This is a genomic window from Paenibacillus sp. WLX1005, from assembly GCF_046603685.1.
Taxonomy (GTDB): domain Bacteria; phylum Bacillota; class Bacilli; order Paenibacillales; family Paenibacillaceae; genus Saccharibacillus.
The window spans coordinates 3530835-3549917 of sequence record NZ_CP176756.1; the positions used below are offsets into that span (position 1 = coordinate 3530835).

General features: G+C 46.9%; 18 protein-coding genes. 3 read left to right on the forward strand and 15 right to left on the reverse strand.

The window, feature by feature from the left end; genetic code table 11:
* Positions 1-4 precede the first annotated feature (4 nt).
* From ACE3MZ_RS15070 to ACE3MZ_RS15110, 9 genes are all read right to left on the reverse strand, one after another.
* The gene (locus ACE3MZ_RS15070) at positions 5-1111 is read right to left on the reverse strand and encodes a DgaE family pyridoxal phosphate-dependent ammonia lyase (RefSeq protein ID WP_411342969.1); all 1107 of its coding nucleotides are present in this window, start codon (positions 1109-1111) and stop codon (positions 5-7) included.
* Positions 1089-2282: an amidohydrolase/deacetylase family metallohydrolase gene (locus ACE3MZ_RS15075; protein ID WP_411346807.1), complete on the reverse strand. Its 1194-nt coding sequence runs from the start codon at positions 2280-2282 to the stop codon at positions 1089-1091. Before ACE3MZ_RS15075 ends, ACE3MZ_RS15070 begins: the two co-directional genes overlap by 23 nt.
* Before the next feature lie 414 nt (positions 2283-2696).
* On the reverse strand, positions 2697-3128 hold the full coding sequence (locus tag ACE3MZ_RS15080; protein WP_411342970.1) for a peptidylprolyl isomerase: 432 nt from the start codon (positions 3126-3128) through the stop codon (positions 2697-2699).
* 255 nt (positions 3129-3383) lie between these two features.
* Positions 3384-4718, reverse strand: a complete 1335-nt coding sequence (gene lysA / locus ACE3MZ_RS15085; protein WP_411342971.1) for a diaminopimelate decarboxylase — start codon at positions 4716-4718, stop codon at positions 3384-3386.
* Between the two features lie 616 nt (positions 4719-5334).
* The gene (locus ACE3MZ_RS15090; RefSeq protein ID WP_411342972.1) at positions 5335-6678 is read right to left on the reverse strand and encodes a TldD/PmbA family protein; all 1344 of its coding nucleotides are present in this window, start codon (positions 6676-6678) and stop codon (positions 5335-5337) included.
* Between the two features lie 3 nt (positions 6679-6681).
* Positions 6682-8070 carry a TldD/PmbA family protein gene (locus ACE3MZ_RS15095; protein WP_411342973.1) on the reverse strand — a complete coding sequence of 463 codons (1389 nt, stop codon included), beginning with the start codon at positions 8068-8070 and terminating at the stop codon, positions 6682-6684.
* A gap of 159 nt (positions 8071-8229) precedes the next feature.
* A complete protein-coding gene (locus ACE3MZ_RS15100) occupies positions 8230-8691 on the reverse strand; it encodes a DMT family transporter (RefSeq protein WP_411342974.1) in 462 nt (153 codons plus the stop codon).
* An 11-nt stretch (positions 8692-8702) separates the two neighbouring features.
* Positions 8703-9134: a DMT family transporter gene (locus tag ACE3MZ_RS15105; protein ID WP_411342975.1), complete on the reverse strand. Its 432-nt coding sequence runs from the start codon at positions 9132-9134 to the stop codon at positions 8703-8705.
* Positions 9135-9204: 70 nt separating this feature from the next.
* A complete protein-coding gene (locus tag ACE3MZ_RS15110) occupies positions 9205-9519 on the reverse strand; it encodes an ArsR/SmtB family transcription factor (protein WP_411342976.1) in 315 nt (104 codons plus the stop codon).
* A 202-nt stretch (positions 9520-9721) separates the two neighbouring features.
* Between ACE3MZ_RS15110 and ACE3MZ_RS15115 the strand changes: the two genes are divergently transcribed.
* Positions 9722-11224 carry a M14 family zinc carboxypeptidase gene (locus ACE3MZ_RS15115; RefSeq protein WP_411342977.1) on the forward strand — a complete coding sequence of 501 codons (1503 nt, stop codon included), beginning with the start codon at positions 9722-9724 and terminating at the stop codon, positions 11222-11224.
* A 223-nt stretch (positions 11225-11447) separates the two neighbouring features.
* Here ACE3MZ_RS15115 and ACE3MZ_RS15120 read toward each other — a convergent pair whose 3' ends face one another.
* On the reverse strand, positions 11448-11954 hold the full coding sequence (locus tag ACE3MZ_RS15120) for a YbaK/EbsC family protein (RefSeq protein ID WP_411342978.1): 507 nt from the start codon (positions 11952-11954) through the stop codon (positions 11448-11450).
* A gap of 291 nt (positions 11955-12245) precedes the next feature.
* Here ACE3MZ_RS15120 and ACE3MZ_RS15125 point away from each other — a divergent pair, with 291 nt between their 5' ends.
* Together ACE3MZ_RS15125 and ACE3MZ_RS15130 are read left to right on the forward strand one after the other, a co-directional pair.
* A complete protein-coding gene (locus ACE3MZ_RS15125) occupies positions 12246-12515 on the forward strand; it encodes an ACT domain-containing protein (RefSeq protein ID WP_411342979.1) in 270 nt (89 codons plus the stop codon).
* Positions 12516-12687: 172 nt separating this feature from the next.
* Positions 12688-14046, forward strand: coding sequence for a PFL family protein (locus tag ACE3MZ_RS15130; RefSeq protein ID WP_411342980.1), 1359 nt, complete (start codon positions 12688-12690; stop codon positions 14044-14046).
* A 224-nt stretch (positions 14047-14270) separates the two neighbouring features.
* Here the strand turns inward: ACE3MZ_RS15130 and ACE3MZ_RS15135 are convergent, their stop codons facing one another.
* The 5 genes from ACE3MZ_RS15135 to ACE3MZ_RS15155 form a co-directional block, all read right to left on the reverse strand.
* Positions 14271-15095: a purine-nucleoside phosphorylase gene (locus ACE3MZ_RS15135; RefSeq protein ID WP_411342981.1), complete on the reverse strand. Its 825-nt coding sequence runs from the start codon at positions 15093-15095 to the stop codon at positions 14271-14273.
* A gap of 76 nt (positions 15096-15171) precedes the next feature.
* Complete coding sequence (locus ACE3MZ_RS15140; protein ID WP_411342982.1) at positions 15172-15606, reverse strand: Imm26 family immunity protein; 435 nt, start codon at positions 15604-15606, stop codon at positions 15172-15174.
* Positions 15607-15694: 88 nt separating this feature from the next.
* Complete coding sequence (xerD, locus tag ACE3MZ_RS15145) at positions 15695-16594, reverse strand: site-specific tyrosine recombinase XerD (RefSeq protein ID WP_411342983.1); 900 nt, start codon at positions 16592-16594, stop codon at positions 15695-15697.
* Between the two features lie 297 nt (positions 16595-16891).
* Positions 16892-17365: a Fur family transcriptional regulator gene (locus ACE3MZ_RS15150; protein WP_411342984.1), complete on the reverse strand. Its 474-nt coding sequence runs from the start codon at positions 17363-17365 to the stop codon at positions 16892-16894.
* Positions 17366-17558: 193 nt separating this feature from the next.
* Complete coding sequence (locus ACE3MZ_RS15155; RefSeq protein ID WP_411342985.1) at positions 17559-18983, reverse strand: hypothetical protein; 1425 nt, start codon at positions 18981-18983, stop codon at positions 17559-17561.
* Between the last annotated feature and the right edge of the window lie 100 nt (positions 18984-19083).

Consider the following 19083-nt stretch of genomic DNA (forward strand, 5'->3'; position numbering starts at 1 on the left):
TAGATTAACCCCCTATAATTTCGCGTAGACGACTAGCGATTACTTGAAGATCGTCACCTAGCAGCGGACGTGGATCAATATCAAAAAATCCCTGACGTATTCCATAATCCCTTGTATAAATAGCAATCTCGCCTTCACGCAGTTGATCGTTCACCTGAATCGCATCGTAGCGTGCGATAGACTCGTCGATATGCACTCTGCCTCGGAAAATAGCACGTCCCGCTTCATCCTGCACAATGACTACGTTTACCCCCGGCAACGTATCCGACAACGGCACCAGTACGTCTTGCAACGCCTGCTTTTCGACTTCGCTATTGTCCGGCTTGTGACTGTATTCATCCAACGCCTGTAGCAGACCGAAGGTTGTTTCCTTGCCTACCTTCATACTGCGACCGATGCCATGCAGCTGTACCTTTAGCCATTCGATATATTGACGCTTACCTGCTACAATTCCCGACGAAGGACCTTCAATCGCTTTGGAACCGCTGAAAATGACAAGATCACAGTATGGAATGAATGCCTGCAACTCCTCCTCTGCGGCGGCGTCGATAATGAGCGGAATCTGATTGCGCTGTGCCACCTCCCATGCTTCCTTGTAGGAGATCATATTTTTCTGTACACTATGATGCGACTTCACATACAGAATGGCAGCGGTCTGCTCAGAGATCGCTTCTTCCAAATGTAGCGCCTTCCCTTCGTTCGCATAACCGACCTCGGTAATACGTCCACCGCCCAGGTAGACCATCGTCTCGATCGGTGCGCCATACTGTACATTATGCCCTTTGAATAGCAAAATCTCATTGCGTAGTAGCGGCTCCTGATGCAATCTCATACTGCGCCGATGATCACCTTGCGTCACGACTGCTGCTACCGACAATGCGATGCCGCTGGATGCCGAATTGACGACAACTGCGGCTTCCGAACCGATTGTACTTGCAACACGATCACCTGCCTTATTGACCAGATCGGCAATCTCCACATAACTCTGCCCACCAATCTTCATCGCTTCCATAATCGTATCGGTCGGTGCCGAGACGCCGAGTATACTCATGCGTCCACTGGCATTGATCACACGTTTCAAGCCGTATTTAGCATGCAAAGAATGTTCCATCTTTTACCACTCCTCTGGCTGTAATCAATTGATTGCTCTCGCGTTGCTGTCCATTCGAATCAGTTAAGATCGTCGTCGCTTGCTCAATGGAAAATAGAGTCAGATCAGCTGGATGCCCCACTTCCAGCACTGCCAGCTCCGGTCGGCGCAGCCATTGTGCCGCTGTCTTCGTAACCGCGTCGATGATCTGCTCCAGTTCATATCCTAGCAGCCAAAATTTGCTGAGTACGTTGGACATATTATACACCGGACCGTCCAGTCGGTTGCCGCGATAAATATCAGTGCTAATCGTTTGTAGTGCAATGCCCGCAGCACGTGCCTGCTCCGCCACTTCAAATGAAAAGCTGGCTGAGCCATGTCCCACATCCAGATGCACGCCGCGTGCCAGCGCCGCCAGCAATTCTGGTAAAGGCTGTCCCGTATTATCAAACAGATTGTTATCCTTACCGTTCAAATAATGCGTAATCACATCGCCATCTGCTAACAGATTCAGCACATCGCGAATATCCGGCGGACCAGAGCCAATATGTACCATAAGCGGCAACTGCAATCGCTCGGACAGTTGACGTGCCCGGCGCAGCGGCTCTAATCCGCTTGCCTTAACTACACTGGAGCTAATTCGTGCCTTCAATCCGATAATCTGCTCGCTGTATCGTTGTGCCGCCTGCACTGCCAGCTCTTCGTCAATCCATTCCAGTTGCGATAATTCATCTGTACGCCGTAGTCCGATTTTGGAAATGTTCAAAAACGCGAGTAATGACGTTTGCGCTGACTGTCCCTTTTCCAGCAAAATCCCAACCTCGTCCGCACCACAGCTACCTGCATCTACAATCGTTGTTACACCATGCTGGATACCGATCTCATCCATATCGTCACCATAGGGCGACAATTCAGCATACGCGTGCACATGTAGGTCAATCCATCCGGTCGATACGTACCAGCCATGGCAATCCACAATATGTACGTTGTTGCCGTCTGCTGTATGCTGCTCTAATGCAGCAGATGAATGGAACTTTAGTTCTGATGATGGCTGGTCTGATGGTGGCTGGTAAGGCGTAATCGTTGTAACGATTCCATCGTCCAACCGGATATTTACCAGACGTTGATCCAGCAATCGCACATGCTGCAACAATAGTGATTCGGTAGAAGAAAGTGAGGATGTAGATGGCATATCAGTTTGTTGGTTAGCATCTGCGGTAGCTTGGATATTGTCTTCTGTAGCCGACTCTATCTCTGATATGAATGTAGACGATGCAGAGGGCAGAGGTTCTTGTTTGTTCTGTTTGTTGGAATGATTGCGCAAGATGTCCACCTCCTGTTCGCCATGGTAAATAACGCGGGCTTTTATTTCTTTGTATTACCATATCACATTTTGGATCATATTAAAATATAACGTTATGATGTTTAAGTGTAAAATATGTATAGGCTATCCTGCTGCATCTAACAACCAACATGATAATTTCAAAAAATATTTATTAAAAATATTCATAACAAAGATGCCAGACATGTATATGCCCGGCATCTTTGTTTCCTCATGACCGCACAGCTCTTTTACAAGGTGTGTAGCCTTCTGATAGATATTGAATTACGCTTCAACGATCTCAACGGATTCCATTTTGTCGCGACCTTGGAATGCGTCTACATACTCCATACCTTTAACCACTTTACCGAAAACGGTATGTTGACCGTCCAGATGTGGTTGTGGTTGGTAGCAGATGTAGAATTGGCTTCCGCCTGTGTTGCGACCAGCGTGCGCCATAGCCAGTGTACCGCGCTCGTGTTTGTTCGGGTTGATCTCACAGTTGATTGTGTAGCCAGGACCGCCTGTGCCTGTACCAGTTGGACAACCACCTTGTGCTACGAAGCCTGGGATCACACGGTGGAAAACAAGACCATTGTAGAAGCCATCGTTTGCCAGTTTTTCAAAGTTTGCTACTGTGTTAGGCGCGTCTTGTTCGAACAGATCGATAACAACCTCGCCGCCATTTTCCAATTTTACTTTTGCTTGTTTCGTCATGAATAATCTATCTCCTCTCAGCATTAAGCATGATAATCATGCCGTATCATGTAAACCCATATCCCGCGTTCCTTGGTTCGTCTACTCGCAGCATTGATTCATGCGACGAATACTGCCTGTTCCTTGCAATGACAACGGCAGGTTGACGGATAAACACAGGATGCCGTACCCGCAGACATCATCGTCCTCGGCACAGCACCCTATCAGTGTACTATGAAATTGCTCTTTACGCAAAGGATATGCAAATGCTGCCATCTAGCTGCGCGACGTTACCGATGCACGCAGACGTGCAGGCACGACATCTTTGCGCGTAATATCTTCAAAACTCTCGCGCTCTACGATCAGATCACTCTGCCCATCATTAACCAGCACCACTGCCGGACGACGGATACGATTGTAATTGCTTGCCATCGAATAGTTGTACGCACCGGTACATGGAACCGCCAGCAGATCACCAGCAACTGGCTCTGCCAGCTCAATATCCCAGATCAGCATATCGCCGCTCTCGCAACATTTACCAGCGATGGATACAAGTTCGGATGGCTCATCGTTAACCCGATTGGCAAGCAATGCTTCGTATTTGGCATCATATAGCGCTGGACGTGGGTTGTCGGTCATGCCGCCATCGACAGACACATACTTGCGCACACCCGGAATGTCTTTGCTTGTACCGATTGTGTACAACGTTGTCCCTGCATCACCGACAATACTGCGACCCGGTTCGATCCAGATTTGTGGCAATTCGCCTTCCAAACCAGCAAACTGCTGCTTGACTGCATTGGCGATTGCTTCCACATACGTATGCGCCGCCAGTGGAGTATCTTCTTCGATATAACGAATACCGAATCCGCCACCTAAGTTGATCACTTTAAAGCTTACGCCTACTTCCTGCTGCAATTGACGAGCAAAATCCGCTACCCGCTGTGCCGCCACTTCAAAGCCGTCCACTTCAAAAATCTGCGATCCGATATGCGAATGCAGTCCCAGCAGCTCGACGTGCGGCAATTGATGCGCCTGCTTCACTGCTTCCTCCGCTGATCCGTTACCGATATCAAAGCCGAATTTGGAATCTTCCTGTCCAGTAGAAATAAACTCATGTGTATGAGCTTCCACGCCCGGCGTCACGCGCAGTAAAATAGCAGGTTTTAGCCCTTTTTCAGCAGCGATGGCATTCAGCATTTGCAGCTCGATAAAATTATCGACGACAAAGCAACCAATTTGCGCATCCAGTGCCATTTCCAGCTCATCCGGTGTTTTGTTATTGCCGTGAAAATGGATGCGTGCTGCCGGGAAGCCTGCTTCCAGCGCTGTATGCAATTCGCCTTCGGATACGACATCCAGCGATAATCCTTCCTCTTCGACAATGCGGCAGATTGCCATTGTACAAAATGCTTTGCTGGCATACGCAACCTGAAACTGCATGCCAGTTGCGCGAAACGCATCCATGTATTCGCGACAGCGCTGACGAATCAGCTGCTCGTCCATAATATATAAAGGCGTGCCATACTGCTCTTTCAGTTCGAGCGTATCACAGCCACCAATTTGCAGATGTCCTTGTTCGTTGATGGTACTGCTTCCGTGTAAATACATCGTTGTCCTCCGTTCATTTCCTGTCGACTGATGTGATGGCTGGCGCAATGTGGCGCGTGGTGCTATATCACAATGTAAGGTCAGTATAGATTTGTTATGCGGTGTTCAGAATGGATTAATGTGCTGAACATTTGTATTTTGTGAGTTGCCTTGGTTTGATCGTATATGTTGCTGCAGTGTTGGCTGGTGTTATTGTACCATGGAATGGGTTTGGATGGTTAAATATGCTGGTGGTTGTATTTTTATGCTTTTGTGATGGAATGGGTGGTGATTGCATCAAACGCTGCGGGAAGGGATTGGTGCAGAACAAGGGATTAAGAAGAATGTTAGGGGGATATTGTAGAAGCTGATTAGGAAAAGAAGGATTTGGCGATGATAGTTTAATGTGAATGTGATGTGTAAAATGAGTACAATCTGCAATGGCAACAAAATATATCAGAGCATGTTGTATGCGCTTAGTTCTAGGCTCTATTTTAATATTGCCGATGTACACTTGGTTCGCCATGAGTTGTTGATCTTTACTCATTTTGGGGCAGTGTACATCGGCTGTTGTATGATGTGATATTACCTTGTAATCAGCGTACTGTGTTATATCGTCAGTTTCCTGATTTTATTATTAACTTCCTGAGATCGACAGGGAGCCGATTTTCAGTGATGGTGAGGTGCAGCTTCCGGTGAAACGCAGATCGCTACCCAGTTCTTCTACATCGTTTAACAACTCATAAAAGTTGCCAGAGACGGTGATCTGATTGACGGGGCGAGCGATTACGCCATTTTCGATCCAATAGCCAAGGCACGCGAGGGAGAAGTTGCCGCTGGTTGGGTCGGTGCCGGCGTGCATACCTTGCAGCTCGGTGATCAGTACGCCTTTTTCGATAGATGAGATCAGCTCGTCCAGATTGCGAGTGCCGGGCTGGAGATACAGATTATGGTATGAGATGCCCAGCTTGCCTTTGTAGCCGCCTTTGGAAGCGTTGGCTGTCGTTGATAGCCCAGCTTTGGCAGCGGTTTTGCGATTGTGCAGGAATGTTTTGAGCACGCCATTTTGGATCAAGGTATGCGGGCTGGCAGCTACGCCTTCGGCGTCAAACATCGTCGTTCCCGGCACATACTCCATCAGCGGATCGTCAATCAGGGTAATGTTGCTGCCGGCGATCGATTGTTCTAATTTGCCAACCAGACTGGAAAAGCCTTTTTCGACCTGTTCGGCGGAGAATACGCTCGTATGTGCAGACAACAGCGATGAAGCAGCGTCCTCGCGCAGAATAACCGGATAGTTATCCGATGGTACAGGTGCGGCACCGAGTTTGGATACGACTTCGTGTACTGCTTTGGCGGCAACGTCTTCGATGGAGATATCGTCAAAGTCGCGCAGATCATAGTCGAACCAGCCACCGCTGACCGTTTCGCTGTCAGCTCCGGCGAGTACATATACACTTACACTACCAATGCTGTCACGCTGATGGCAATGCAGCCCTTTGCTATTGGCAATCAGCAGCTCATGCTCGCGCACGCTGGCAGAGCTTTGACGCACCATTGTAATGCGCTCATCACTGTCCAGTACAAGTTGTTCCAGACGAGTAGCGGCAGCGATTAGCGTTTCGGGAGATGTCTGAATGATCTGCTCCGAGTACGTGTTCAGCTGCGGATAGGAGACGGAACCGCCGAACAGATCGCTATCATCGGCAATTTCCAATATACCGGCATTGCCAGCGGCTTCGTCCAGCAGAAAAGGAATGCTGTCGGCAGCGATCTTTTCGGTGGAGGCGTAGCCCATTTGACCGTTAATCAATCCACGAAACGACAGTCCTTGCGTCTCAGCGACACGATAGCTGTCCACCTCGCCACTGCGTACAACGGCTGCGGTGGAGCGACTTGCCGAGTAATACACTTCCATTTCGGTATAACCGTACACCTTGCCCTGATCAAACAAATGCTGCTGGAATTCTGTAATATTCATCCCTTACTCCCCCTTTCTGCCGCCGATGGTCATCTCGGATACACGTAGTGTCGGCTGTCCGCAATTGACTGGCAGACTTCCGCTGACGGAACCGCACATGCCCGGACCGTGATCCAGATTGCCACCAACCATATCGATTTTTTGCAGGATGTCCATGCCTTTACCGATCAAAGTTGCGCCTTTGACTGGTTCAGCGATCTTGCCGTTACGGATCATATAAGCTTCGTTGATCGCAAAGTTAAAATCACTTGTTGCCGTATTGACCGAACCCCCGCCAAGCGAACGGGCATAAATGCCATATTCGGTATTGGCTATCATGTCTTCGCGGCTCGAATTCCCTTCCGCAATAAATGTATTGTTCATCCGCGATGTTGGTGCAAAACGGTACGATTGCCGTCTACCGGAGCCAGTCGGTGCCATATTCATACGGCGCGAACCGACACGGTCGATCAGATAGCCTTTGAGAATACCGTTCTCGATCAGCACGTTGCGCTGCGTCTTCATGCCTTCGTCATCAATATTAAGAGATCCCCATGCGTTCGGAATCGTACCATCGTCAATAGCAGTCACAAGTGGGGAAGCGATCTGCTGACCAAGCTTCCCTGCAAACACGGACGCGTTCACGCCTACTGCCGTCGATTCCAATCCATGCCCGCACGCTTCATGGAACAGCACACCACCAAAGCCATTTTCGATCACGACCGGCACTTTGCCGCTTGGGGCATAATCGGCTTTGACCATAGTGGCAGCGATACGGCTCGCTTCACGCGCCTCCGCTTCAATATCCAGCCCTTCGATATATTCCAGTCCGGCATGTGCACCAGGTCCGCGGAATCCAGTCTGACGCTGATTGCCATCTACAGCAACTGCGCTCAGACGCAGTCGTGAGTACGTACGGGTATCTTCTGCCCATAGCCCTTCCGAGTTGGCGATCAACACCTGCTGTTGCCAATTCAGAATACCGACCGACGTTTGTTCAATCAACGGATCAGCAGCTTTGAGCGCTTCATGTGCACGCCGCAAAATATCCACCTTGTGTGCATTTTGCGCAGCCGATGGCGGTTGCAGGATTGGATGGCGATTTTCTACTTGCAAACGGTCAAAGTTTAGTACAATATCGCCTTTGGCACCTTTCAGTGCGCCAGCTGCCTTGCGCGCGGTCTGGATCAAATTATGCTCGCTCAGATCGCTTGTATAGGCGTAAACGGAAAATACGCCCTGTAAAATTCGGATTCCGATGCCATAGTCCCGCCCGGACAGCGCACGTTCTACGACGCCGCCGATCATGCCCAGATCGCGGTCAATTCGATCCTCAACAAATACTTCTGCAAAATCGCCGCCCGTTTCCAGCGCAGCTTGCAGTATGTTTTCCACCAGTGCAGGTTGAAGCATCAGATTCCCTCCAGTCGTTGATGTTGCTACATTTTATGAATACAATAATCGCTGCAAACGTTATCGCATTGCATGTTTGGCAGCGTATAAGCTTCTGTATATTGTAGCATTTTCCAGCGTCCCATCCTAATCGCATAAGCAATTCACGTTACAGCATGTTCAAGCAGTCGTTGCTGAATCAGCCTTTTTCTCACGGAATACGAAGTACAGCGCAATCAGCATCAGTACAACACCGATCAATCGTTTCCAGCCAAACGGTACAACTGCACTTTCAAACCAGCCAAATTGATCAATCGCCATGCTTGCTACCAGTTGTCCGACAATAACGGAAATAACCGCTGCTGTCACACCAATCTTCGGAACCGCCAACACCATCAGTGACAAATAAATAACGCCGAAGATTGCACATAGCAATTGCCAGCGCGGCACTTCATGCAGATTCAGCATATTGCCCTGACCGAAAAAGTTAACCACAATCGTCAATACAATCGCTCCGGTGAAAAAGGTGAAAAAGGCACTCTCAATCGTACCAATCTGCCGACCGAGCGTACCGTTAACCGCAGACTGAATACTCAGTCCGATTCCCGCTAGCAAAGGTAATATCATCAATACTAAACTCATGCTTCAACCTCCTATAAAATCAATATGAATGATACCGCCAGCAGCACAACTGCCGCTATTCGGTTTTTGTTCAATGGAATTCTCTCTGCACCTAACAGTCCAAAATGCTCAATAATAATACTCATCACAATCTGTCCGACGATAACCGCTGTAACCGATACGCCTACACCGATCAGCGTAACGCTAATTACGAGCAGTCCCAGATACACGACGCCCAGCAGCCCGCCCGTCAGATTCCAGCGTGGTACAGTAAAAATCTGCTTCAAATTCCCTTTACCGAAGAAGAGCGTTACCAGAAAGGTAGCCATTGCCCCGATAATAAAAATGTAATACGTGCTCTCCAGCTCGCCGATATGTTCACCGAGCGCACCGCCGATGGCGGCTTCAATACTCAGCGACATACCCGCAATGACAGCTGCGGCATAGATCAACAGTTTGGTCATGATGTCCACTCCTTTATATTTATATATCGAGAATATTCGATATAAGAACACGAAAAAGAACCTGACCCGGTCAGATTTCCTGATCGAGAAACCGGGCCAATTGCTTAATGTTATCCTCATTGCGCCGATAATACGTCCATTGCCCGTAACGAACCGCTTCCAGCAGTCCCGCCTTCTGCATCATGGACAGATAATGCGACACGGTTGACTGAGACAGATTCACCTTGTCCTGAATATCGCCGACACACACACCGCCCTTGATGCTAACCTCCTTCGGCAGATGCGCTTGCTGTTTGGGAAAATACTGCTCAGGTTCTTTCAACCATTGCAAAATCTGTAGACGCGTCCGATTGGACAGCGCTTTAAACATATCGATTTCCGTCATGAGACACAGTGTATATCGAATAAGTTCGATATGTCAAATCCCTCATGCAAAATTCATACTTTCCCTGAATCATTTGCTTGATAAGTGGCTAAATACATACAGACGACAAATTCTCATATCTCAATGCAGTCAGACTTGGTATACTGAGACAAAGCATTGAGCTTGGTGGCGTTTACAACTATATACCGACAGGGGGATTCTTTTGAAAAAAATTGTGTTTGCTTTATTAGGTCTGCTCGTATTGCTGACCTCTATCCCGATGCCTGCCGCTCAAGCCGCGAGCAGCTCCATTGTGGACTCTACCGCCACCTATACATATGCGCGAATGACTCGGGACATCCAGACACTCGCCAAAACGTACCCGGATGTGATTGAATACAAATCCATCGGCAAAACAAAATACGGACGTGATATTTGGGCAGTCGGTCTGGGACACGGACAGGCGACCGTATTTATTAACGGCTCGCATCATGCGCGTGAATGGCTGACCACTACGCTCAATATGACGATGATCGAGCAATACGCCGCTGCCTATACCGCCAATCGTACCTTTGAAGGTTACAATGTACGCGGTATTCTGGACAAAACGAAAATCTGGTTTGTGCCGATGGTCAACCCAGATGGCGTAACACTGCAACAGCTTGGCTTGAGCCAGTTTCCCGCTTCCATTCATCAGGCACTTATTCGTATGAATGGTGGCAGCACCAATTTCAAACGTTGGAAAGCCAATCTGCAAGGCATCGATCCGAACCGTCAGTATGATTCTTACTGGGCAACACTAGAAGCGAATGTAGCGTATCCGTTCTGGCGCAACCATAAGGGCACCGCTCCAGTACAGACGCTGGAAAATAAGGCGATTGTGAACTTTACATATGAGATCGACCCGGAAATCGCCGTTTCCTATCATTCTGCCGGACGTATTCTCTATTGGAGCTTCCACACGCTGGCGGCGAATCTGCCGCGTGATAAACGATTGGCGAATATCTTCCGCCAGTTTACCGGCTATCAGCTGATGCCGCAGCGTAGCGATTCCTCTGGTGGTGGCTATACAGACTGGTTTATTACGACCTTTAAGCGTCCTGCCTTCACACCGGAGATCGGAATCAAGAACGGCGAAACCAACCTGTCCGTATCTGTCTTCCCTGAAGAATGGCGCCGCAATAAGAAAATCGGTCTCTGGATCGCTCAAGAAGGATATGCCCTGTGGGCGAAGAAAAATCCCAATCCGGTCATTCCACTGAAAGTCATGATCGACGGTCAGGCACCGGCAAGTGAAACGCAAGCATTCCTGCGTAACGGTATCAACTATGTTGCGTACAAACCGCTGTTAAAACAATACGGCTTCAATGCGTTCTGGGATCAAACGACCAAGACGGTCACTGCAACATCCAGCGCATCCGGTACAATCAGCTTCACGATGGGCAGCAAATATGCACGCGTGAACGGCAAAGTGGTTACGATGGGCGGAGCGCCGATTATGACGGATAACGTCATTTACGTACCAGCACGTCTGATCAGTCAGGCAACTGGCGCAGCACTGGAAGTGGACAGTAAATCTGGTGAAATTCGCTTTACGAGTCCAGCACCTGCGGAGCCGGTCATCCCACCAACCGAATCGGAGCAACCACCGGAAGCAGAATCCAATCCAGTCGATGTCCCAGCAGCACCAACTAGCGTGGAAGATTCCACGTATGGTGAATCCTAATCGCATTTATCAAATACCGCTTCTTCACAAACAGACTCTATCTGATCATGGATAGAGTCTGTTTTCTGTTTATTGTATCCACCACTACATACACCAAACCACCATTACATATACCAAACATTATGAGAAATCATTGCAAATAAACCACCGAAGCGAATGTCGGTGGTTTTGCTGCTTCTGAGGTTTATGATCCTGTCTACGTCCATATGTAGAGCGAGAACGCTTAGGCGCTCCCTTCAACATTGTCTTGTCCCTCTTCTTGCCAGCCCTTACATACATCCAGCCATCCTTTGGAACCAGCAAAACGTTCCAACTCTGGCAATGTTAATTCAATCGCTGAATTGCTGCTGCCACATGCAGGAAAGACGGTATCAAATCGTTTCAGCGATTCATCCATATATACGTCCAATGGATGAGCCAGTCCAAAAGGGCACACCCCGCCTACTGCATGCCCCGTTTGCTCCAACACTTCCTCCGCAGTCAGCATACGCGGTTTGAAATGAAATGCCGCGCGGAACTTTTTGTTGTCGATCTTGGCATCGCCTGCTGCAACGATCAGTACCGCCAGCTCCCCTTCACCACGAAACGAGATCGTTTTGGCAATACGTGCCGGGATAACACCAATTGTATCCGCAGCTTCCTGTACCGTCGCGCTGGACGCTTCAAACTCCTGGATATCCTGCTCGCGTCCAAATTGCCGGAAATGCTCTTTTACACTTTCAATCGCCATATTTCGTTCTGCCTCCTATCTTGTCTGTCTCAACCTAGTCATTCCATCATCGTTCCACTGCAAATGCTGTTAGCAACAGACGGACTCTGTACTTTATGTCAATCTTAGGAACATATACTAAAACAATCTCTCATGTCCGTCAAATCAGGTTGAACGATCTGCAAACGTCTGACATAATAACGATAGCTCGCCGAACGGATACAGTAACGCGGTGTCGGGTAACAGAAGATAGAGATGCCGATATCCCCCCGTTTGTGCCGCCTATTATGTTATGAGGAGAGGTTGTTGGTTATGAAAGGAATCATTACTGTACTTGGAAAAGATAAGGTTGGCATTATCGCTGGCGTATGTACATACCTGGCTGGACAGAACGTGAATATTCTCGATATTTCGCAAACGATTGTTCAGGATTACTTCAATATGATGATGATCGTCGACGCATCCGCTGCAAGCAAAGCATTTGAAGAATTGGTTGAGGATTTGCAACAGCTTGGCGTCGAGATCGGTGTTGAGATCAAGCTGCAACATGAGGATATTTTCAGTACGATGCACCGTATTTGATTGTACTCACATCTATTCAGTAACCGTATCATTCGCATCCTTTTTAGAATGACTATGGGTACTCGGTGAAATGAATAGATGGATGACTATAGGAGAAACGAACGTATCCATTATGCGTTAAGCGACTACTACGCTGCTAGTCTGTGCGGCATTTTTATACAGGAGGAATACTATGATTTCAATCGTTGAAGTACAGGAAACGAATAAAATGATCCGTGAAATGAATCTGGATGTGCGAACGATCACGATGGGCATCAGCCTGCTCGACTGTGGTCATAGCGAGCTGGATGTGTTCAACCGCAATATTTACGATAAAATTACCAAACTCGCTGAGAAACTGGTCAAAACTGGCGAAGATCTGGAACGCCAATTTGGTATTCCTATTATCAATAAACGCATCTCCATCACCCCGATTGCCATCGCTGCGGGCGGCGTCAATGCTGAATCGTACGTGCCAATTGCCGAAACGCTGGACCGGGCGGCACGCGAGGTCGGTGTGAACTTTATCGGCGGCTTCTCTGCTCTCGTACACAAAGGCTTTACGACCAGCGACCGCAAGCTGATTACCAGCATTCCAGAAGCGCTAGCAACGACCGAACGTGTCTGCTCGTCCGTCAATATTGGTTCCTCGCGCAGTGGTATCAATATGGATGCCGTCAAATGGATGGGCAGCATCGTAAAACAAACGGCACAATTAACCGCCGACCGCGATTCTGCTGGCTGCTCCAAGCTGGTCATCTTCTGTAACTCAGTCGAAGATAATCCATTTATGGCAGGCGCGTTTCATGGTGTCGGTGAAGCCGAATGTGTGATCAATGTCGGTGTCAGCGGTCCGGGTGTGGTGAAGCGTGCGCTGGAAGATGCAAAAGACAGCGATTTTGAAACGTTGTGCGAGACGATTAAACGTACAGCCTTCAAAGTCACCCGTGTCGGTCAATTGGTCGCACAGGAAACCTCCAAACGTCTCGGTGTTCCTTTTGGCATCGTCGATCTGTCTCTCGCTCCAACACCGGAAATTGGCGATTCCATCGCTGAGATTTTCCAAGTGATGGGTCTGGAGGAAGCAGGTGCGCCGGGCACAACAGCAGCACTTGCGATTCTGAACGATAACGTCAAAAAAGGCGGCGTAATGGCATCCTCCTATGTGGGTGGTTTGAGCGGTGCATTTATCCCGGTTAGCGAAGACCACGGTATGATCGAAGCGGTTCAGCGTGGCGCACTCACATTGGAAAAACTGGAAGCGATGACGTGCGTCTGCTCGGTTGGTCTGGATATGGTTGCGATTCCGGGCGATACAAAAGACTCCACCATTTCTGGTATTATCGCTGACGAAGCGGCAATCGGTATGGTGAACAACAAAACGACCGCTGTCCGCATCATTCCCGTGATCGGCAAGCAAGTCGGCGAAATTGCTGAGTTTGGCGGGTTGCTAGGGTATGCTCCGGTGATGCCAGTCAACGGCTTCAGCTGCGAGAGCTTTATCAACCGCGGCGGACGCATTCCGGCGCCGATTCATAGTTTTAAAAACTGATATTTTCACTATTGGATATATCGCAACACATGGTATATACAGAATCAGCAAAAAGGCTGCCTCGTAACAAGGTAGCCTTTTTGCTTGATCAATAAGTGAAATCCACGACTTCAAAGATAGTATTCTTACTTTCTTTTGAAGTTTACTCAAACAAAAGGCTACACTTCATCTCTAAAAATCAGATGAAGCGCAGCCTTATTTTTGTAATACTTCCTTAAAATAAATTACATCTGTGGAATGATCGCCAGTACGAGCTTCAGGAACTGATCGCGTACACGATCTGCGGTTTCCATCACTTCGTCATGCGACAACGGTTGATCCAGAATGCCTGCTGCCATGTTCGTAATACAGGAAATACCGAGTACTTCCAGACCTGCATGACGCGCCACAATCGTTTCCGATACGGTAGACATACCTACAGCGTCCGCACCGAGTGTGCGCAGCATACGAATTTCGGATGGAGTTTCATACGTTGGACCGAGCAGACCAGCATAGACGCCTTCTTGTACTTTCAGACCTTGCGAAGCAGCGGTTTCTTTGAATACGCTACGCAGACGACGGCTATATGCTTCAGACAGATCAGGGAAACGTACGCCTAGCGCTGGATCGTTAGGCCCAATCAGCGGGTTGCGTCCGGTCATGTTCAGATGATCACTCAGTACCATCAGATCGCCGGGCTCATACGATGTGTTGACACCACCAGCGGCATTTGTGACGAGCAGACTGGATACGCCCAGCTCCTTCATCACACGTACTGGGAAAGCAGTCACTTCTGGACCGTATCCTTCGTACATATGGAAACGACCTTTCATCATTACAACCGGACGTCCTTGTACGTTACCGAGCAGCAGTTCACCGTCGTGACCTTCTACTGTCGATACTGGAAAATGTGGAATATCGCCGTATGGAATGGATACGCCGTCTTCAATCAGGTCGGCAAGAATGCCCAGACCGGAACCGAGAATGAGACCGATCTCGGGGTTGATACTGCTTTTGCTGTGGATATAGGATGCAGCTTCTTGAATCGTTGCTTGTGTAATCACTGTCATGATATGTCCTCCTTGATGGATAGGGATAGGTTACGTTGTTGAACATGGAGCGAAATGTAAATATAAATAGACTTATTTAATGCTGAGCTAGATAATTTTGAACCAATTCATTCCCAGCAACTTCTAGGATTTGATAGTTCCCCCACTCTGCTTGTGGCAAAATACGAAGAAATGTATCTCCATGATATAGCGATGTAGAATATCGAAAAATTTGCAGTGCTTCTTTTTCCGGTGTTAATGGGAGATGGGATGTAATATTCCAGCGTCCTGCATTGATATTGGAAACCGCACCAAAGATTACTTGAAACGATCCTCTATAACTATCAAATACCAAAAACTCGCCATCATGATCCGCTGGCAACTCTTGCGAACGACCGATATACAATACTCCAAACGGTAGTGCTTGCTTTAATCTTCCACGCAATGCACAAACAATCTGACAAATCGCGAATCGTCCATCATGCATTGGAATCGTAAAAATGTCGCCAGTCTCGTACTTTCTTCTTGGCATATTTGACTCTCCTTCCTGCACATTCGCTTTCTAATTCTATTTGCATATATGATCTTTTATCAAGATTACGCTCAGCTTATTTCATTCATTAAGTCGCGTTCGCGCGTGGATGATTTGCCTCGTAGACGTCCTTCATATTCTTCTTGGATACGCGTGTGTAGATCTGAGTTGTCGAAATGTCGGCATGACCAAGCATCTCCTGTACGGAACGCAGATCGGCACCATTTTCCAATAGATGCGCGGCAAAGGAATGACGTAGCGTATGCGGCGTAATATCCATCTCGATCCCAGCTTCACGGGCATGCTTTTTGATGATTTTCCAGAAGCCCTGCCGAGTCAATCGTGTACCGAGCTGATTGACGAACAGCGCCAGTTCTTCTTCACGATTGCGCACCAATTGCTGGCGACCATCCTGTACATATTCACCGATTCGTTTAACGGTCACGCCAGTAATGGGAATGATCCGCTCTTTGCCTGAACTGCTAGAACATTGCAGAAATTTCAGATCCAGGCGTACATCTTCCACATTGACCGAGATTAGTTCGGATACGCGAATCCCTGTCGCATATAGCAGCTCTAGCATCGCGCGATCACGCCGTCCCTGCGGAGTGCGGTTATCCGGCGCTTCCAGCAATCGTTCCACTTCTTCCACGCTCATGACATGTGGCAGACGCTTCTCCGGTTTGGGTGCTTCCATATGTATCGACGGGTCTTGTTGAATGACATTTTCACGTACCAAATACTGACAAAAGGAGCGCAACGAAACCGTCATCCGTGTAATGGTGGATGACGCTCTACCGATCTGACGCATTTCACCGAGGAACAGGGCGATATGTGTCTTGCGAATCTGATCCGGCATCATAATATAACGCTGATGAGCAAAATCAATAAACTGACTCAAATCGCGCTGATACGATTCCAGCGTATTGCGGGACAGACCTTTTTCCTCCGTCAGATAACGGATAAACTTCTCTAAATATTCGTTCATCTCAAGTCAGCCTCCTCTATATGTCCGTGAAATGGATGGTGTTATGTACGTACGATCATACTGTTGATGCAAAGGTTGCTTTGATACCATTATATGCTCTATATGCATCGTCCTTTTGCAAGCGCTCTAGCAAATGAACAGCATGAAGGATATAACGGTATCCATTACGGCAAAAAGACTCTCTCCCGAACAGCCAAAATTATCGGGCGAGAGTCTCTGGTATCCATTTCATCTATTCAGTTACGTCATCAGCCTGTTATGCAGGTAGTCTGAATCTTAATGGCACGGCGGTACGAATTACTGCCCGTTGCCGGATTGATCTTCCCCAGTGTCCTTATCCTTGCATCGGTAACAGATCCCGTAAAAGTCCAGTCGGTGATCCAGAACCGCGAAGTCGAATTCCTTATCCAGCCGTTCTTCCAATGGTCCCAGCCAATCCTCACGAATCTCGTCCATGCTTCCGCATTGTACGCAGATCAAGTGATGATGGTGATGCTTGCTCGTGTCGGTACGCAAATCGTAACGCGCCACGCCGTCGCCAAAGTTGATTTTCTCCACGACATGCAGTTCACTTAGTAGCTCAAGGGTACGGTAAACAGTTGCCAGACCGATTTCGGGAGCTTTTTGCTTAACGAGCATGAATACGTCCTCGGCACTCAGATGATCTTCCTCGTTCTCAAGGAGCACTCGCACGGTAGCTTCCCGCTGGGGTGTTAGTTTGTAACCTTTGGATTGTAGTTGATGTTTGATTTTATCGATCCGTGCTTCCATTTTTGCCCTCCCCCTGTGGAAATCACTGCATCGCTGAAATGCTCACTTCAATTATTATAGGGGGATTGGGAAGTTAAAGTCAAACGTTTTAGCATCTTCAACAAATTCGTATTCATAAACATTTTAATAAATATACATACATACTTACTTATCAAAATTAGTTGTAGATATATTGAAATATGCGCACCTAAAATTACAAATCATCATTCGTTTTTTTATTTAAAGTTAACAGTTGTTTAAACCATTTAGTGAACACTTCATCTTCTTTATTACTCATTATATTAGACCAATCGGCTTGTTCTTCTTCAGTTAATAATAGTCCCTTTGCATCGGCAGGCTTTTCTTCTGCTTCATCTCGCTGTTGATAATTAGCATAATCTTGCATACGTATAGAAAGATTTTTATATTTTTGTTCAACCCATCGAACAAGCATGGAGTGTTCTTTTAACGTTACAAGTCGTTGATAATCGTTTCCTTCGACTTGTTTCGCTGAACCTGCGCCTACCATTGGAATTGAACCTCCTAAAGCGCTTATGGATTTGAAATTGCCTTCGCTTAAAATTCTTTTTCTAACTTCACTCTCTGGGTTTGGAAAATATTTATCTGCGAAGTCTTTTAAACGTTGCTCCAATACTGCTTTGTTAGCTGTGTTTTGTTTTTTTTCTTTACCACTCTTTTTCTTTTTATTGTTTTTTTGTTTTTCATCCTCTACATTTTCATCTTTGTTATCAGTTTCTAATCCAAAATAAGAGATTTTTTGCTCAAGGCTCAAACTATTTCTATCTTCATCTTTTGGCCCAAGTCCTTCTTTCCAGTCAGTTTGACCATATTCGATTAAATCCAAAAACATTAGCAACATAGGAATAGCCAATGGATTTCGAATTGTTTCCGCAACCCCCATTATTCCAGCAATAAGCCCTGCTAAACTATCCATCTTATTCGTTTCTCTTGTGTCTTGATTTGTTAGATCCTGTTGATTTGTTTCAGCAATCGCTGTACGAACTTTTGAAGCAAGTTCCCGAGCATTTTTTTCTGCTCCTTCGATATCGGGTGAAATAAATGAATCAATCAATTTTCTAATTTCGCCATAATCAGCTCCTGATGAGCTTGAACTGACATTGGCTTCTGATTCTATATTATTTTTTGTATTTTCATTTGCAAACGAAACATAATTATTTTTTCCAGCTGTTAAAGTTACTGCTCCTGCATTGAAGTTTTGCTTAGAGTCTTTTTCTCGTTCTTTTAAACTTTCAACTGTTTGATCAAAATTATGCAAAGGATGTGTAGATTCTCTTTCCTCCCTCATAGCTACATTTAAATAATCAAGTAATTTTTCACCTTTAATAATCTTTTCTTTGTGTTTTTCTTTTTCGCGATGAATGGTCATAGAATCTACGAGTTTGAATCTTTGCATACTTTGGCTATGAACAAGAGATTGTTGTAAAGGAGATTTAATAAAACGATTATATACTTTTTGATTTCCAATAACTGAATGCCATTTTGCTATATCATGAGAAAAAATGCCTTTATCGAAATTGTTGGAATTCTGAGGTGAAGCACTATGATCATTATTAATTTTGACATGTTGCCTTGTTTCCTTTATTTCTTTTGAATACATTATTTTCTCCTCCGATGCTAATTAGTCAAGACATGATTTAGTTTCAATTGTTGGCTACATATGCCATTCAACAAATCATTACATGTATTTAACGACTTGG

Excerpts from the sequence above, each read along its gene's own strand:
- ACE3MZ_RS15110 (WP_411342976.1), bottom strand. The coding sequence starts at position 9,519 with ATGACGGAAATCGATATGTTTAAAGCGCTGTCCAATCGGACGCGTCTA.
- ACE3MZ_RS15150 (WP_411342984.1), bottom strand. The coding sequence starts at position 17,365 with ATGGAAGCACGGATCGATAAAATCAAACATCAACTACAATCCAAAGGT.
- ACE3MZ_RS15105 (WP_411342975.1), bottom strand. The coding sequence starts at position 9,134 with ATGACCAAACTGTTGATCTATGCCGCAGCTGTCATTGCGGGTATGTCG.
- ACE3MZ_RS15155 (WP_411342985.1), bottom strand. The coding sequence starts at position 18,983 with ATGTATTCAAAAGAAATAAAGGAAACAAGGCAACATGTCAAAATTAAT.
- ACE3MZ_RS15080 (WP_411342970.1), bottom strand. The coding sequence starts at position 3,128 with ATGACGAAACAAGCAAAAGTAAAATTGGAAAATGGCGGCGAGGTTGTT.
- ACE3MZ_RS15140 (WP_411342982.1), bottom strand. The coding sequence starts at position 15,606 with ATGCCAAGAAGAAAGTACGAGACTGGCGACATTTTTACGATTCCAATG.
- lysA (WP_411342971.1), bottom strand. The coding sequence starts at position 4,718 with ATGTATTTACACGGAAGCAGTACCATCAACGAACAAGGACATCTGCAA.
- ACE3MZ_RS15070 (WP_411342969.1), bottom strand. The coding sequence starts at position 1,111 with ATGGAACATTCTTTGCATGCTAAATACGGCTTGAAACGTGTGATCAAT.
- ACE3MZ_RS15125 (WP_411342979.1), top strand. The coding sequence starts at position 12,246 with ATGAAAGGAATCATTACTGTACTTGGAAAAGATAAGGTTGGCATTATC.
- ACE3MZ_RS15100 (WP_411342974.1), bottom strand. The coding sequence starts at position 8,691 with ATGAGTTTAGTATTGATGATATTACCTTTGCTAGCGGGAATCGGACTG.
- ACE3MZ_RS15095 (WP_411342973.1), bottom strand. The coding sequence starts at position 8,070 with ATGCTTCAACCTGCACTGGTGGAAAACATACTGCAAGCTGCGCTGGAA.
- xerD (WP_411342983.1), bottom strand. The coding sequence starts at position 16,594 with ATGAACGAATATTTAGAGAAGTTTATCCGTTATCTGACGGAGGAAAAA.
- ACE3MZ_RS15130 (WP_411342980.1), top strand. The coding sequence starts at position 12,688 with ATGATTTCAATCGTTGAAGTACAGGAAACGAATAAAATGATCCGTGAA.
- ACE3MZ_RS15075 (WP_411346807.1), bottom strand. The coding sequence starts at position 2,282 with ATGCCATCTACATCCTCACTTTCTTCTACCGAATCACTATTGTTGCAG.
- ACE3MZ_RS15090 (WP_411342972.1), bottom strand. The coding sequence starts at position 6,678 with ATGAATATTACAGAATTCCAGCAGCATTTGTTTGATCAGGGCAAGGTG.
- ACE3MZ_RS15120 (WP_411342978.1), bottom strand. The coding sequence starts at position 11,954 with ATGGCGATTGAAAGTGTAAAAGAGCATTTCCGGCAATTTGGACGCGAG.
- ACE3MZ_RS15135 (WP_411342981.1), bottom strand. The coding sequence starts at position 15,095 with ATGACAGTGATTACACAAGCAACGATTCAAGAAGCTGCATCCTATATC.